This is a genomic window from Paenibacillus pabuli (assembly GCF_039831995.1).
Classification (GTDB): domain Bacteria; phylum Bacillota; class Bacilli; order Paenibacillales; family Paenibacillaceae; genus Paenibacillus; species Paenibacillus pabuli_C.
Map to the genome: position 1 here is coordinate 602,750 of NZ_JBDOIO010000003.1, position 15,003 is coordinate 617,752.

16 protein-coding genes are annotated in these 15,003 nt (G+C 41.4%); 15 read left to right on the forward strand and 1 reads right to left on the reverse strand.

All coding sequences use genetic code 11. The features are described 5' to 3' along the window. Positions 1-184: 184 nt before the first annotated feature. The 14 genes from ABGV42_RS04935 to ABGV42_RS05000 all read left to right on the forward strand — a co-directional run bounded on the left by ABGV42_RS04935 (position 185) and on the right by ABGV42_RS05000 (position 12,279). On the forward strand, positions 185-883 hold the full coding sequence (locus ABGV42_RS04935) for an SDR family oxidoreductase (RefSeq protein WP_347380644.1): 699 nt from the start codon (positions 185-187) through the stop codon (positions 881-883). 43 nt (positions 884-926) lie between these two features. Continuing rightward, positions 927-2,006 (forward strand): alkene reductase, encoded by a 1,080-nt coding sequence (locus ABGV42_RS04940; protein WP_347380645.1) that lies wholly within the window; start codon positions 927-929, stop codon positions 2,004-2,006. 573 nt (positions 2,007-2,579) lie between these two features. Beyond that, the gene (locus ABGV42_RS04945; RefSeq protein ID WP_347380646.1) at positions 2,580-3,287 is read left to right on the forward strand and encodes a response regulator transcription factor; all 708 of its coding nucleotides are present in this window, start codon (positions 2,580-2,582) and stop codon (positions 3,285-3,287) included. 71 nt (positions 3,288-3,358) lie between these two features. Next, on the forward strand, positions 3,359-4,711 hold the full coding sequence (locus ABGV42_RS04950; protein ID WP_347380647.1) for a sensor histidine kinase: 1,353 nt from the start codon (positions 3,359-3,361) through the stop codon (positions 4,709-4,711). Between the two features lie 101 nt (positions 4,712-4,812). Next, positions 4,813-5,529: a hypothetical protein gene (locus tag ABGV42_RS04955; RefSeq protein WP_347380648.1), complete on the forward strand. Its 717-nt coding sequence runs from the start codon at positions 4,813-4,815 to the stop codon at positions 5,527-5,529. A 435-nt stretch (positions 5,530-5,964) separates the two neighbouring features. Beyond that, the gene (locus ABGV42_RS04960) at positions 5,965-6,366 is read left to right on the forward strand and encodes a DUF3888 domain-containing protein (protein WP_347380649.1); all 402 of its coding nucleotides are present in this window, start codon (positions 5,965-5,967) and stop codon (positions 6,364-6,366) included. Between the two features lie 175 nt (positions 6,367-6,541). After that, positions 6,542-7,090, forward strand: coding sequence for an AAA family ATPase (locus ABGV42_RS04965; protein WP_347380650.1), 549 nt, complete (start codon positions 6,542-6,544; stop codon positions 7,088-7,090). Between the two features lie 164 nt (positions 7,091-7,254). Then, positions 7,255-7,827, forward strand: a complete 573-nt coding sequence (locus ABGV42_RS04970; protein ID WP_347380651.1) for a TetR/AcrR family transcriptional regulator — start codon at positions 7,255-7,257, stop codon at positions 7,825-7,827. A gap of 100 nt (positions 7,828-7,927) precedes the next feature. Continuing rightward, positions 7,928-8,560, forward strand: coding sequence for an NAD(P)-dependent oxidoreductase (locus ABGV42_RS04975; protein ID WP_347380652.1), 633 nt, complete (start codon positions 7,928-7,930; stop codon positions 8,558-8,560). A 69-nt stretch (positions 8,561-8,629) separates the two neighbouring features. After that, positions 8,630-9,538, forward strand: coding sequence for an oxidoreductase (locus tag ABGV42_RS04980; protein ID WP_347380653.1), 909 nt, complete (start codon positions 8,630-8,632; stop codon positions 9,536-9,538). A gap of 558 nt (positions 9,539-10,096) precedes the next feature. After that, the gene (locus tag ABGV42_RS04985; protein ID WP_347380654.1) at positions 10,097-10,438 is read left to right on the forward strand and encodes a hypothetical protein; all 342 of its coding nucleotides are present in this window, start codon (positions 10,097-10,099) and stop codon (positions 10,436-10,438) included. Between the two features lie 222 nt (positions 10,439-10,660). Then, entirely contained in the window at positions 10,661-11,416 is a 756-nt protein-coding gene (locus ABGV42_RS04990; RefSeq protein ID WP_347380655.1) for an amidohydrolase family protein, read from the forward strand. A gap of 55 nt (positions 11,417-11,471) precedes the next feature. Beyond that, entirely contained in the window at positions 11,472-11,927 is a 456-nt protein-coding gene (locus ABGV42_RS04995; protein ID WP_347380656.1) for a GNAT family N-acetyltransferase, read from the forward strand. 109 nt (positions 11,928-12,036) lie between these two features. Continuing rightward, positions 12,037-12,279: a hypothetical protein gene (locus ABGV42_RS05000; protein WP_347380657.1), complete on the forward strand. Its 243-nt coding sequence runs from the start codon at positions 12,037-12,039 to the stop codon at positions 12,277-12,279. Positions 12,280-12,695: 416 nt separating this feature from the next. On the opposite strand, the gene ABGV42_RS05005 is transcribed toward ABGV42_RS05000, so the two are convergent. Beyond that, positions 12,696-13,127 carry a hypothetical protein gene (locus ABGV42_RS05005; RefSeq protein ID WP_347380658.1) on the reverse strand — a complete coding sequence of 144 codons (432 nt, stop codon included), beginning with the start codon at positions 13,125-13,127 and terminating at the stop codon, positions 12,696-12,698. 720 nt (positions 13,128-13,847) lie between these two features. On the opposite strand from ABGV42_RS05005, the gene ABGV42_RS05010 reads away from it, so the two are divergent. After that, on the forward strand, positions 13,848-14,885 hold the full coding sequence (locus tag ABGV42_RS05010) for a LacI family DNA-binding transcriptional regulator (protein WP_347380659.1): 1,038 nt from the start codon (positions 13,848-13,850) through the stop codon (positions 14,883-14,885). Positions 14,886-15,003: the final 118 nt, after the last annotated feature.

Sequence of the window (15,003 nt, forward strand, 5' to 3'; positions counted from 1 at the left end):
TTCTGTTCCGTAATCTGCATTTTCTAGTATGATCGTTCTTAAATCGTTTATCTATCCCTCATTAAAATAATCTTTATATAATAGTGCTTTTTGAACCCTTATTAGAACGATCATTCTCGATCCTTTGAATCCTGATTTTATAATGAATGATTACAATCAAAAAACAAAAAAAGGAGCTAATCCAATGAACATTTCTGAACAAGTCGCATTTGTTACTGGAGCAAACAGGGGTCTTGGCCGCCAGCTTACGCTTGAGCTTCTCTCTAGAGGGGCTAAGGTTTACGCAGGGGCAAGAAATCCCGACACCATCGATATTCCAGGCGTTACACCTGTAAAGCTTGATGTAACCAATCCACTAGAGGTAGCAGCAGCTGCCAGCCTTGCTAAAGACGTTACCCTTTTAATCAACAATGCAGGATCATCTACAGGCGCTTCACTGCTGGAAGGGGATTTGGCAAAAATCCAAATGGAAATGGATACGCATTTCTTCGGTACGTTATCCATGGTTCGCGCTTTTGCACCAGTCATCGAAAACAACGGGGGAGGCTCGGTGCTGAATATTCTTTCCGTATTATCTTGGTTCAGTGGCGGAACTGCGGGGGCTTATACTGCTGCAAAGGCTGCAGAATGGGCGTTAACGAACGATCTGCGTTTGAATTTGTATCCTCGGCAGATTAGAGTTGCAGGCTTACATGTAGGATTTATGGAGACAGACATGACAGCCGGTGTTGATGCTCCCAAATCGAACCCTTCAGATGTTGCAAAAATGGCTATTGATGGCATCGAAAGCGGCAGCTTTGAGATTCTTGCCGATGAGAACAGTCGAATGATTCAAGCTGGACTCTCCGGTGGCGTTTCTACTCTATACCCGCATCTATTTTAATTACGCTTACTGTTTGAACTAAAATTAAAGAGGAGTGGAAAAAATGAATAAATTGTGGAGTGAAACCAAAATCGGTAACCTGGAATTGCCGCATCGTTTAGCTATGGCACCGATGACTCGCAGCAGAGCAGAAGTAGACGGTACCCCGGGAGAATTAAGCTCACTGTATTATGCGCAAAGAGCATCGATGGGGCTTCTAATTACCGAAGGCACGCAACCATCTGATGATGGTCAAGGATACCTTTGGTCGCCGGGGATCTATACCGAACACCATATTGAAGGGTGGAAAAAAGTCACGGATGCCGTTCATGCAGCAGGCGGATTTATGTTCATCCAGTTAATGCATGCTGGACGTATGTCGCATCCCGACAATACACCTCATCATCGTCAGCCCGTCGCGCCGTCAGCGATTGCGCCTGGTGTTCAGATGTTTACCGCTACAGGCATGCAGGACATTCCTGTTCCTCGCGAGTTAAACCATCAAGATATTCAGACGACCATTGCCGATTTCCGCAAGGCAGCAGCAGCCGCAATTGAAGCTGGTGCAGACGGCGTTGAAATTCACGGAGCTAACGGATATCTCATTAATCAATTCATTGGTGAAAATTCGAATACACGGACGGATGAATATGGAGGATCAATCGAAAACCGGGCCCGCTTCGCGATTGAAGTGACGAAAGCCGTTGTAGAAGAAATTGGCGCAGAAAGAACAGGCTTCCGTATTTCGCCGGGAACACCTCTTGGAGGAATTCAAGATGGGGAACAAGGTCCTGAACTGTATGTCTACCTGGTTCAAGAATTAGCGAAGCTGGATTTGGCTTACCTTCATGTGATGCATCTTGGAAATGAAAAGCTGCTCCAGGACATCCGCTCCATATGGACCAATCCACTATTAGTCAACCGGGCAGGACGTGCTCTGGAAGATCTGAGTATCGATCTTGATAACGGCATAGCTGATATCGTACCAGTTGGTGCATGGTCATTAGCTAACCCGGATTTAGTAGAGCGCCTTAAAACAGGAGCTCCATTAAATGAGGCAGATCCTAAAACCTTCTTCGCAGCGGGAAGTAAAGGCTACACGGATTATCCTACCTTGAAAGAATTAGAAGCACAACGGAGTTAAGGGGTAGATACACCAATAATGAAAATAGCAATATTTTGCATAAATCTATGGCGTACATATATACAATTGTCCGCCATAGATTTATGAGCAGATAATCTGCTTGTTATGAAAACTCACCTACCAAAGATAGTTTACCTATATCACATAAAACAGGTGAGCATGATTAAAGCAATGGCTATTTTCCACAAAAATAAAAAAGGACCTTAAGTGTTCATCTTCCATCGATGAATGCTTTCGGTCCTTTTTATGTTTATCCTGTACCTTTATGCCCTGACAGCATCTTTATAAAAATATCTAATGAACGACGGTATCGGTTTCCACCTCTCTTTGTTAACGTCTTCGGAAGGCTCCGCCGCGTGCCATAGCGAAGAAGATGAGCAGGGCAATAATCGAGCCAACGATGGCTGGAATAATATGAAATCCGCCAATCACCGGCCCGGGTTTATTACAAGTTATGTCGGGCTCAGTGGAATATACCTCATCTTCCAGTTGGTGGAGGAGTCCAAAGTGTCTGTGCTAAGATGAGGGTAAATGATGATTGAAGCTGGGTAAGAAGGCTAGAAGGGGTGCACATTGAAGAAAATACTTGTCATTGACGATGAAGTCGCAATCCGAGATTTAATCGAGCTCGTACTGAGAAGAGAAAACTACGACGTTCAAACGGCTGAAAACGGTAAAATAGCCCTGCAGCTGGTGGATGCTTTTGGGCCGGACCTGGTGGTGCTTGACTTGATGCTGCCTGACTGCTCGGGATATGACCTGTGCAAGGAAATCACCGGGAAACGTGCCGTTCCTGTGATTATGCTCTCTGCCAAAAATGAGGTAATCGACAAGGTGCTCGGACTAGAGCTAGGAGCGGAAGATTACATGACCAAACCCTTTGACAATCGTGAATTGCTCGCTCGGATCAAGGTGATTCTGAGAAGAATCGAGAGCAAGGAGGAATCAAGTGAAGGAACAGAAGTGAAATCTACACGCATCATTCATGAAGAGCTGACATTTGATCTGGAAAGCCGAAGGGTGCTGAAAAACGGTGTACCCGTGTCTTTAACGGCCAAGGAGTTTAAAATTCTGGAAACGTTACTCAAAAGGCCAGACAAAATCTTTACCCGGGATGAGCTGCTGCAGATCGGATGGGGATATGACTTTATGGGAGACAGTCGCAGTGTGGATATGACCATCATGCGATTACGGAAGAAGCTGGAGGATAACGCGGACGAACCGAAGTATGTCAGGACGATCTATGGATTTGGCTATCAACTTGGAGGTGGCGAGGCCTGAAGTATGCAACCCGGTTACTGCTGAATTATTTATTTTTCTCCGTGCTGTCCTTTGGCATCATCATTTTTGCGGTGAATAAAGCCATCGATTACTACAGCTTCATTACCATTGAAAAACAGATGATGGAGAAGGCGGATCTGTCCGAGTTGTCCTTCCGTGAGGTGTTGGCACAGCATAGATCATCGACAGGAGAGCCGCAGACAAAAGAAATCGTCAGACTTGCTCTGGAGAAGCTGAAAGCTTCAGGCAAGGAAGTACGTATCTATGATAGCTCAAAGCAGTTGCTGGGCTTGGCTGTGGATGGCATCATCATTAATGATGGCAAACCTCTTATTTTTGAAAAGAATATTGAGAAAGCCCTCAGCGGCAGTTATGCCTACACTGTAACGGAAGATCATCTGCTTTATTTTGCCACTCCCATTCAGGATCAATACTATCAAAACGCTTATGTGTATGAGTTCGTGGAGGACATTTCCTACTTTTATGCAATTATGGATCAAATCCGTAATATCCTGTTTGCGGGTGCAGGTGGATTTATTGTACTGATTACGTTATCCAGTCTGTGGATTGCCCGCAGCACAACCAAGCCGATTAAGCTGTTGCTTGGCGCTGCGCAAAGTTTCTCTAGACAGGAGTTTCGGAGAGTTCATCTAAACCGGAAGGATGAGCTGGGCATGCTGGCAGATGGGCTGGATTCCATGGGGCGGCAGCTTCATGATTACATTCAGTACCAGAAACAATTTGTCTCCAACGTATCTCACGAGTTAAAAACACCCTTGGCAGCCATTCGTGGTTTCTCTCAATACTTGGTTGAAGGGGAGAACGAGAACAAGGAGCTGCAAAAAATCTATGCTCATCTGCTGCAGGAATCGGATCGGCTGACGCGCTTGATTAATGAACTGTTGTTGCTATCCCGCTTCGACAAGGCTGGTTCTAACGAACTGGAAGCCCAGAAGACGGAAATGAACGAACTGATTCAGCAAGTTGCAATGAATATGGAAGCGAAGGCCAAGGATAAAGGGATCGAGATCATGGTTAGTAAAGCGGAGGGAGAACCGGATGAAGACAGAACGACAAGAGTTTACGCCAACATAAATCCAATGTTAATGTCCCATGCGATCGCCAACCTTGTGGACAATGCCATCAAATACGCAGACAATCACTCACAGATTAAAGTAGAGATGGAACATACGCCGAGTGAGGTGGTTATTCGGATAAGCGATCAAGGAATCGGCATCGCGGGCGATGAGCTGGAGCGAGTGCAGGAACGCTTTTACCGGGCGAAAAATGCAAGCACAGCAAACGGTTCAGGTCTTGGACTTTCCATTTGCAAAGAGATTGTAGAGCGGTTTAATGGATATATTGACATGGAAAGTCAAATCGGGGAAGGAACGACCGTTACGATTGTGTTACCCCGTGCATAAATAGTTAACGTTACAAGATTGATACATTTCTGTTATGAGACTAACAAATGCTTTTTTTATAATCACTTCATAAGAAGAAATCACACATTTATGGAGGGATCATGATGAAATTGATAAACAAAGCTACAGCTGTTATCCTGCTGAGTATTTTACTAACGATGGCACTGACGGGCTGTCAGTCAAGTGGTGCCAATTCGCCAGAAGCGGCGCAGAACTCGGCTGAAAAAAATACGCCCGACGAACAGGCCAAAGGCGAAGGAGTATCGAATTCCGCACCTGCTTCGGAAAATTCAGTGGAACAGAGTGGTGAAGCGATTAAGGAAGGTTCGATGGAGAAGGAAGGCAATGTGGTGCTGAAGGAGCTTGCTTTTGTCTATAATGAGCACACCATTGCGATTTCGGATACAGCGAATGAAGATCAGATGGAACAGATGCTGGGCAAACCGGATAACCTGAAATCTCATACGTACAGTGCCGACGATGGAACAAACATGGATACGTTAATCGGTTTTACAGAAAAGGTTTATACGTATCCTGGTCTGGAGATTAAAACAATCAGTATACCGGAGGGGAAACAAGACTCCATTTTTCATATCGAAATTACAGATCCTAAGTACGCGACAGTGCGAAACATTAAAGCAGGAGATAGCCTGGATACACTAAAAAACGCCTACCCTGAGGGGAAACTGCTTGGTGATGGAGCCCCTAATGAGGAGGATGATTTCCGTTACGAGCCATCCAATTATGTGGATGTGATGTCGTTTCATATCAAGGATGCCAAGGTGGAGAGCATTCAGATTTACAGCCTTCTGGACTAATATTTAGTGACCGATGTTGGTAAGCCATTCATACGATTCACCTTTAATACCTGCCCGGGAGAGGGGCAGGTATTTTCTCGTTTATTGACTCGTTTATAGAATGGTATCGAGCTGACAGGTTTCTCATAAAAAATGTCGTGGAACAAGAACATTGTACCAATTCTGATGAGAATCTTTATCTGTTTCATTAAGCTAACGGGCAGGTTAGTAAAGCTTATTAAAGGAGAAGTATCTATGGATATTGAATTTTAGGAATGAACAGTTACATAAGCCATTATCTTGTTTAAGAAGTTATTTTATGAATTTCTTAAATATTACAAGGGGTGATTATATACACTGGACAGTAGTAGTAGGCGTATAGGGCAGGTTAGCATAATAAATTATCTTCATTTAGTGAAAACTACCCTTAAAAATCTGGGGATGGGGGCTTAAGAAATGAAAAGATTTATCGGATCATTGCTAGCAGTCAGCATTTTCTTGATGACAATCCAGCCCGTTTTTGCAAAGCCAAACGATGAACCATTGAAACGGCTTGTACTTACTTTGTTAGCTCCAAAAATACAGGAACAGATTAACTACTACTACAAAAATAAATTAACCGTATCACCTACGTTTACGCCTTTTTTGGATGGAACTGATGTAGACGTTAAATATCATTCTTCACATATTGATGTTCAGGTGAAAACTATCCCGTACGTAGGACCACATTTGGATGTTGGACTCGACTCGATGAGGTTTACTATAGATAACTCCGGATCAATAGTGGTTCTTGAGTATAAGCACATTAGGGATTATGACTTGCCTTTTAACTGGCAAGAAATAATCAAAACTCGTTAAATCAACGGGAAACTTTACTTTATTTGAGGGAATGATATTTCATTTAAAAGATACAAACTATTTGGATGAGAAGTCGTGAAGAAGGATATGTAAAGGATTCTAAAATTAACCCTACCACTGCTTGTTTGAAGGGTGTTCTTTTAAACCTACATTTAGTTCATTAAGGGGAATATTTATGAAACAAGGAAGAATTATTATAATCACTGGTTCACCAGGAACTGGTAAAAGTACAATTGCATCAATTGTTGCTAATGAGTCTAGTTTACCAAAGTCGGTGCATCTGCACACTGATGATTTCTATCACTATATTAAAAAGGGGGCAATTCCTCCATTTTTACCAGAATCAGAAGAACAAAACTTAATTGTTATTGAAGCCTATTTGGAAGCTGCAAAACGTTTTGCAAGTGGTGGGTTCGATGTGATTATAGATGGAATTGTTGGTCCTTGGTTCTTAGAGCCGTGGCTAAAAGTCGTACAAGATAATTATGAAGTACACTATATTATCTTAAGAGCGATTAAAGAAGTAACCATGAAACGAGCAATCAATCGTTCCAAGTTGGACGAAGATTCCAACATTGAGTTGGTAGAGAAGATGTGGGAGCAATTTAACAATTTGGGTCATTTTGAATCCAATATTATTGACACAACCCATCAATCCATCGATCAAAGTGTTTTGACCATAAAAGCTGTGATTGAACAAAAAACTTCTGTACTCACTATTTGATGCGAGAAAAAAGTTAATCAAACGAAAACGTTAATTCAGTTTTGAACCTGGCAAATGCTCCTATTGTCATTAAGCTAACTGGCAGCGGTTAAAGGAAAATCCCCAACCACTCACGCAATACCTTAATGTTGACAATAAATAAACGATCGTTTATTATTTGATTCATGAGATATAGAGATGATAACAAAGTCGAAGCCATATTCGACGCGACCGTACAGCTAATTAATGAGATCGGTTTCTCTGATACGTCGATATCAAAAATTGCCAAAAGAGCGAATGTATCGGCAGCGACAATTTACATTTACCATGAGAACAAAGAGGATCTGCTCTACAAGACCTACTTGAAGATTAAAGGCAAGATGAGCGAGAAAATGTTTCAGGGAGTGGATCATACCCGACCAGTTTACGAACGATTTGAGGCTATCATCCGCAATTATGTTGATTTTATTCAATCCTTCAAAGAATATTTTTTGTTTCTGGAGCAAGTAATGAATTCACCTTTGCCCCAGAAATGGTGCCTAGACGATACGGCAAGTCAGTTTCAACCGATCTTCGAGATGTTTGATGCCGGCATCCGACAGGAGATATTGAAGAAGGAGGATATTAACATGCTAGTTGTTTACTCCATCTTGCCAATAGCCGAATTGTTGAAAGCACATTTGAAGAACGGGACCATATTAAATAGTAAACAATTAGATTCTGCCATCAAGATGAGTTGGGACGCTATTAAGGCATAGCAAATTTTTTAAGCGATGCATAGCATCGCTGTTCTTATCACCATTAATAAATGATTGTTCACTTATTAATGTAATATAGTTAAAAGAGAGGAAAAGAACAATGAAGTTTACCATCTTTGGAGCTAGCGGGGGTACGGGCTTACAGCTAATTGACCAAGCAATCAACAAGGGACATACCGTAAAATCCTTTGTACGTGCCGCAGATCGAATCCCGTTCACCCGGGAGGGATTAACAGTTGTAGAAGGCAATGTATTTAGTGAAGAGGATGTAGGATCGGCAGTTGAGGGGCAAGACGCGGTGTTTGTAGCTTTAGGAGCTACAGCAGGAAGTCCTTCAGATCTATGCTTTCGTGGGACTCATTCAATTGTGAATGCGATGAGAAGGCATAAAGTAAAGAGACTGGTCGTTCTTACGGGCTTTGGCACCAGCAGAGAGAGCAGGAATCAGCTCGGTATTGGGATGAGAACGATTGTAAAACTGGTTTCTTTAATAACGTTCCGAGAGTTTTACGATAAGGAAAGGCAGGATGGTATTGTACGGAAAAGTGGATTGGATTGGACTATCGTTCAGCCTTCAAGGCTCACTAATGAGCCAGGCAAAGGGCAATTTAAGCACGGTGCTTTTACTCCTTCCATGCTAGCTAAAATTTCTCGTGATGACGTGGCTAGATTCATGATCGATTCAGTCGAACATGCTCGTTATATCAATCAAACCTCGTTTATTCACGACTGACTGAAACAGCTTTGCATGTAATAGTGACCCAATTACATTTTAAAATATAACCTTTCGGAGGAATAAATCATGAGACCAAACTGGACGCCAGACGATCTCCCAAACTTAAGAGGAAAAACCGCTATCGTGACGGGAGGCAATACCGGGGTAGGCTATTATACAGCATTAGAGCTTGCGAAGCACGGTGCCAAAGTGATGATTGGAAGCCGTGATCCTAGGCGCGGCGAAGAAGCAATCATAAAGATGAAACAAACGGCACCAGATATTGATGTAACGGTGGAGCCATTAAACTTGGCTGATCTGAAGTCAGTTCGAAGCTTTGCCGACACGATCCAGGGGAAAGTGGAAGGAATAGATGTCCTTATAAACAACGCAGGGGTAATGGCAGTTCCCACGCGTGAACTGACGACCGATGGTTTTGAAATGCACTTCGGGACCAATCATCTTGGCCACTTCGCGTTGACAGGTCTGTTATTTCCGTTAATTGAAAAGAACCAAGGTCGAATCGTTACAGTTAGCGCACAGTCAGCTCAAATGGGTGATATAGATTTTTCTGATTTAAAAATGGACAAAAAATACAGACCAATGGCAGGATACAATCGGTCGAAACTTTCAAACATACTGTTTGCCCGAGAATTAAATCGACGTGCGAAGAAGAGAGGTATCATTTCTATAGCAGTACATCCCGGTACAAGTCCTACAGGAATCGGGAGAAACGCACCGAAGGGAACCAAAGCATTTGGACTGCTTTTAATGAAAATATTTGGAACGCCTCCTGATCAATCATCTTGGCCATCACTTATTGCGGCGACGGATTCGACAATCACCGGAGATATTTACATAGGGCTAGGAATGAATCCACTAAAGGCTAAGAAACCGAAATTTGTAGATTTCCCCAAAAAGGCACTGGACGTGCAGCTTGCGGAAAAACTTTGGTTACTATCCGAGAAGTTAACCGGAGTACATTATGACTTGTAAAAAACTATCGAAGATGGCTCCTTATGTTATCGGTATAAGTTCTTTTCCCGAGCAAAGGACAAGAACTTGTACCGATTACCGAAATGGACAAGAACGTGTTCCCATTCCCAATTAGATGAATATCTAAGTGGGAATGATGGTCTTTTTTGAGTGACTATAACGCTAAAGGCTGGAATATGATCGAGATGCCAGTTCATCGTCCGGAAATATTTCAAACCAACTCGAAATGAATAAAACCAGCTCATCCATAGGGCAGGTTAACGCAACCAAACTCTCATCAAAAACGTCTAAACAGTTAGGTTGGAATTTTCCACTTTGCCGAGGGGGGATCCAAATTTGGAATAGAATGACTAAGATCTTGCTGTCTTTTTTATTCTTACTCACTACATGTTTAATGACAGCGCCTTTAACTGTCAAAGCATGCTCTTGTGCTGAACCCCCAAGCTTAGAAAATCCGGCAAGTTATTGAGCTTGACAAAACCAGTTAAAGCAAAAAAATGGTCTTCCGCAGATCCTGTAAAAGCACAATTCGAAGTGAAAACAGTTTAGAAGGGAGAATTGAATTCTCAAACGACTGTTTACACAGCATGGAGTTCTGAAAGTTGTGGCTATGAAGGGTTTGAAGTGAATGAAGAATTTATCGTTTTTGCATATGGAAAACTAGATCGACTTGAAACAGGTCTTTGTGAGGGAACTAAAAATCTGGAATCCGCACAAGAAGAACTTAAAGATTTGGGAACGGGATATAAACCTTTGAAAACGAGCTCTCAAGATAATCATCTAGAAATGCATTCTGTTAATAATGAACTAAATCATCGATTCATAATCTTTTTAGTTCTTGTAATTATTCTAACCTTGTTCATCTTGGTGGTGATATTTTTAATACAGCGACGCAGATGACGTAGCTTACTCGGTTGTCATTTACTTATTACTGATGTAATTTTTAGTTAATGCATTAATCTAACGGGAAATGAGAGCTTTATAAAAACAAAGAAAGCAGCTGATCAATGTGATCTGCTGCTTTTCTTTTTAAAACCTGTAAGTTACAATTGTTACATAAACGAAACTAAGTTTCACCTGGCGGAACAAATAACATAATTAGTTATGAGGAAAGGAGAAATTATGCGAACAATATTCGATACTCACCTACACATCATTGATCCGAAATTCCCCTTAATCAAAAACCAGGGATTCTTACCTAATCCTTTTACTTGTAAAGACTATCTTGAAAAGGTTCAGGATTATAATATCAAAGGTGGTGCGATTGTATCTGGTTCCTTTCAAGGATTCGATCAAACTTATTTGATTGATTCATTACAAAAACTCGGCCAAAACTATGTTGGGGTGACTCAATTACCACATGATACATCGGATGATGAAATTTTAAAACTTAATAGCTACGGTGTAAGAGCCATCCGTTTTAATGTCAAACGAGGAGGTTCAGAAGATCTTTCTCATTTGGAGTACTTTGCAAGACGAGTCCATGAGTTAGTAGGCTGGCATGCAGAATTATATATTGACTCCACTTTTTTACCTCAAATTGCATCAACATTGAGCAGTCTTCCGGCTGTTTCAGTAGATCATTTGGGTTTATCAAAAGAGGGATTTAAGCATCTTCTTTCCTTAGTTGATAAAGGAATTAGAGTTAAAGCAACGGGCTTTGGCAGGGTTGAAATCGATGTAGCGCAGGCTATTCGTTCCATTTATTCAGTCAATCCAGATGCTTTAATGTTTGGGACAGATTTGCCGTCGACGAGAGCAAAGCGACCTTATCATGATTCTGATATTGAACTTATTTATAATACTCTAGATGAGGAACAAAGTGAAAAAGTGCTGTATAAAAATGCAGTTAATTGGTATTTGAAGCAAGATTTTTGAGTCTGCTCTGTTATGGTAACTTACGGAGGAATTCAATATAATATTGGAGGTAATTATGGAATTTAAAACAGCAACTGTGGACCATCTTCCTGCAATTGTTCGATTATTAGCGGACGATGAATTCGGTGTCACCCGAGAACGTTATGAAATACCACTGCCAAAAGAATACATTGAGGCATTCGCCAAGATTGAACAACAGATTGGTAATTCCATCATCGTTGCTATGAATAAAGACGAAGTTGTTGGATGCCTTCAGCTCACTATTATTCCGGGGATTTCAAGATTAGGTACAACAAGGGGTCAAATAGAGGGTGTTCGTGTTGACAAGGGTTATCGAGGTAGAGGTGTTGGCGAGTCGCTATTTCGTTATGCAATTAATGAGGCTAAAACAATGGGTTGCGAGATGATTCAGCTGACAACAGATAAAAAACGAAAAGATGCCCATAGGTTTTATGAACGACTTGGATTTGTTGCTAGTCATGATGGTATGAAACTTGTATTCAGTAAATAGTATATTGAACTAAAGGGAAACTTTAGTTTTTACTAAGGATGCCGTTATTAATCTTATTGTACCCATACCTTTGAGCTTACAGGCTGGATAGCAACCGGCGGTGATGAATTTGATAGTTGAAATTGATGGTTATTTTGAAATTGTACTTATTATCGGCAAGACATGTTCAATTTCAGATTTAAGAAAGAAATATGAAATAGCTAAAACCGGTTGTACCAACATAAGTGAATTTACAGATATTTTTTGTAGGATGTTTCAATTTGAGCGTCTGCCTTCTTCGCACAAAATAGATGTTAGGCCAGGTGTTGTAATTGATACGGATACTGACCGAATTTATATGCCACGGCATTAAGCTAACGGGTAACGATAGCTCAATAATACCAAGAAAGCAGCTGATCCATGAGATCGGCTGCTTTTGTTCAATGGGCAATGTGAAGCTGCAGTTATGCTCTTGCGGTCAAACGATATTCATTAAAAAGGAAGATTGTCTTCAGTATATTATTATTGTTTGATCAGCTCTACCGATCAAGCAAGGTAAAGACATTGGTGGTTATGTGCATTGGTTTCTTTTCTGTATAGAAAAAAACACAGGACAAGTATACAAATTTACGGGCATTTTCGGTAAAAGCTCGTGCGTGAAGGGAGTTAGTGATAATTAAAAATAGATGTAGAACTAAGCCAGACAAACAATGATAACCGTGAAACTACGATTTCACTCTTAAATTTAGTGACCGAACAGTTGAAATCATACGGAGAGCAGCGTTCCACTTAATCCGAATATGCGGCTACGTTAAAACTCTCCATACCTATTCGAGTCGCATCTGCTGTGCAAAAAAGATATAAGGTATAAACCAATTCATTTGATGGAGGTAGTGGGACATTAAAATCGGATGCATTAATAGTAACGACTTGTACAGCGTTAGGATTTGCTTCGGAGACACTGACCGAATATAGGGCGTATGCAACAAGTGAATCAGTGCCTCGTACAATTGAAATTGAAATCACGGAGTCAAATGGTGGAGCGGTGGGGAATGCAAGCTCAGCTATCCCAGAAAATTGTACACGTATATTTCCACCTGCGTTAGTTGCATTTAGACCAACCTCCCCGATTGCTACAGGAGTATTGGCAGGCAAGGGGATGGAGATTGTATTACCATAGCTTGCATTTTGAGAGGTTCTAGCATCCAACAGTTTCGTCATAAAGCATACCTCCAATAGTCTTTATGATATGGTATGCAGTATTTCAGGAAGACTCGTCCGCAAAATGGAAAATATTCCAATAGAGACTCTACTAGTGTTTTCCGTTAGTTGAATGAAAAAGTGGTTATCAATACGAATTCATTGCAGTTCAAGCACTAAATAATTGTCTTCCCGAAAAAATGGGCTTTGATGGAGGTTAAATAGAATTACATCAATGAACCCGATATTTTCAACTCAGACGCTTTTAAAGGGGCTTTAAAGCGATCCAGATTTCTACTGAACGAAATATAGACATTACTGTTCTTGCTGCACAGCACTATTTAACGGAGCTGTGTAAAGTCATAGAAGGAGAGGATCAGTCGGTTTATTTTTTTCTTGGTAACTATGTGATGCCCAGTTCCGTTTAAATACTAAGTGGAAATCTTATTGTATTGGGGGACATTAGAGCGCCGGCGATCGGTTGTATTTTATTATGCTAAATGGGTCTTTATGTTCGATAGTATATGGAACTTTAAAGTTAATTCAATGTCTAAGAAAAGAGATCTGCTCTTAGTCATGGTAAAGTCAAGGCTAGTGTCTCATCACAAAAAAATGTGGGAATAAAATCCAAATAACGATTGCTAAATCAGTGATTGTGAGGTATTATTCAATCATTAAAAGGAATCTAAACGTTTAAACAGCTAATGAACGATGGTTCGTATGCTTAGACAGGAGAGACCCATGAGAAAAACCAGCATAAAGGACATCGCACTTAGGGCTAATGTTTCTATCGCTACAGTCTCCTATGTACTCAACGGCACTCGCAATGTCCGTCCCGAAACGCATAGAAGGGTCCAGGAGGCCATCGAAGCATTAAACTACAAACCGAACGAGATTGCCAAAAGCCTCAAACGTAACCGTACCAACACCATTGGTGTTATTACAGAGGATGTGACTGTCTTTAATGCTCCGGATATTATCGATGGCATCAACGATTTTGGAGACCGCCACGACCTGCATATACTGCTCGTCAACCTTAGGCTTGACAAGCGTATTGGCCGCAATTTTCAAGACGTCGAAGCTTACCGTAAGTATGCAGGCAGTGCTGTATCTGAACTGCTTGGTAAACAGGTGGATGGTATCATTTACATCGGAGTTCACACTCGCGACTTGACAGGTCTAATCAATGTTGAAGGCAAACCAATTATATACACCTACGGTTACACACAAGACGATATTTCAATTCAGTATAATGATGAACAGGCATCTTATGAAGCGATGTCGTACTTGGTACAAATGGGACACAGTCGCATCGCAATTATTAGTGGCTTAATGGATTCAATCCCTTCAAGACGCCGATTAAACGGTTATTACAAAGCAGTCACCGATTTTGAATTGCCGTTTGATCCTTCCTTAATAAAGATGGGGGATTGGGAAAGAGATTCGGGCTATAGGTACGCTAACGAGCTACTCGACATGGACAATCCGCCGACTGCGATCCTGTCAATGAACGATGTTATGGGCGTCGGGGTTCTTCAGGCCGCGAAGGAAAAGGGGCTAAGCGTTCCTGAAGATATTTCTGTAGTTGGTTTTGATGATCGGGAATTCAGCGATTACCTGAGCCCACGTCTGACAACAATGGGATTACCGCTTCATGAGATGGGATATTTAGCGATAGAAACCCTTTACCGCCTAATCAATGGAGAAGATATTCAAAACCTAACCATGCCGGAATGTCGCTTGATCGAACGCGATTCCGTTCGGAAGCTTAAAAGCTAAAAAGACGCATGCCAGTTTCCATATATAGAACCAACGCAGGTAGGCTTTGCAATACCAAAGAGGAATTTAAGTTTCTCTTTTTGAATTAATTTAAACGTTTAACTTAATTCTGATCAAT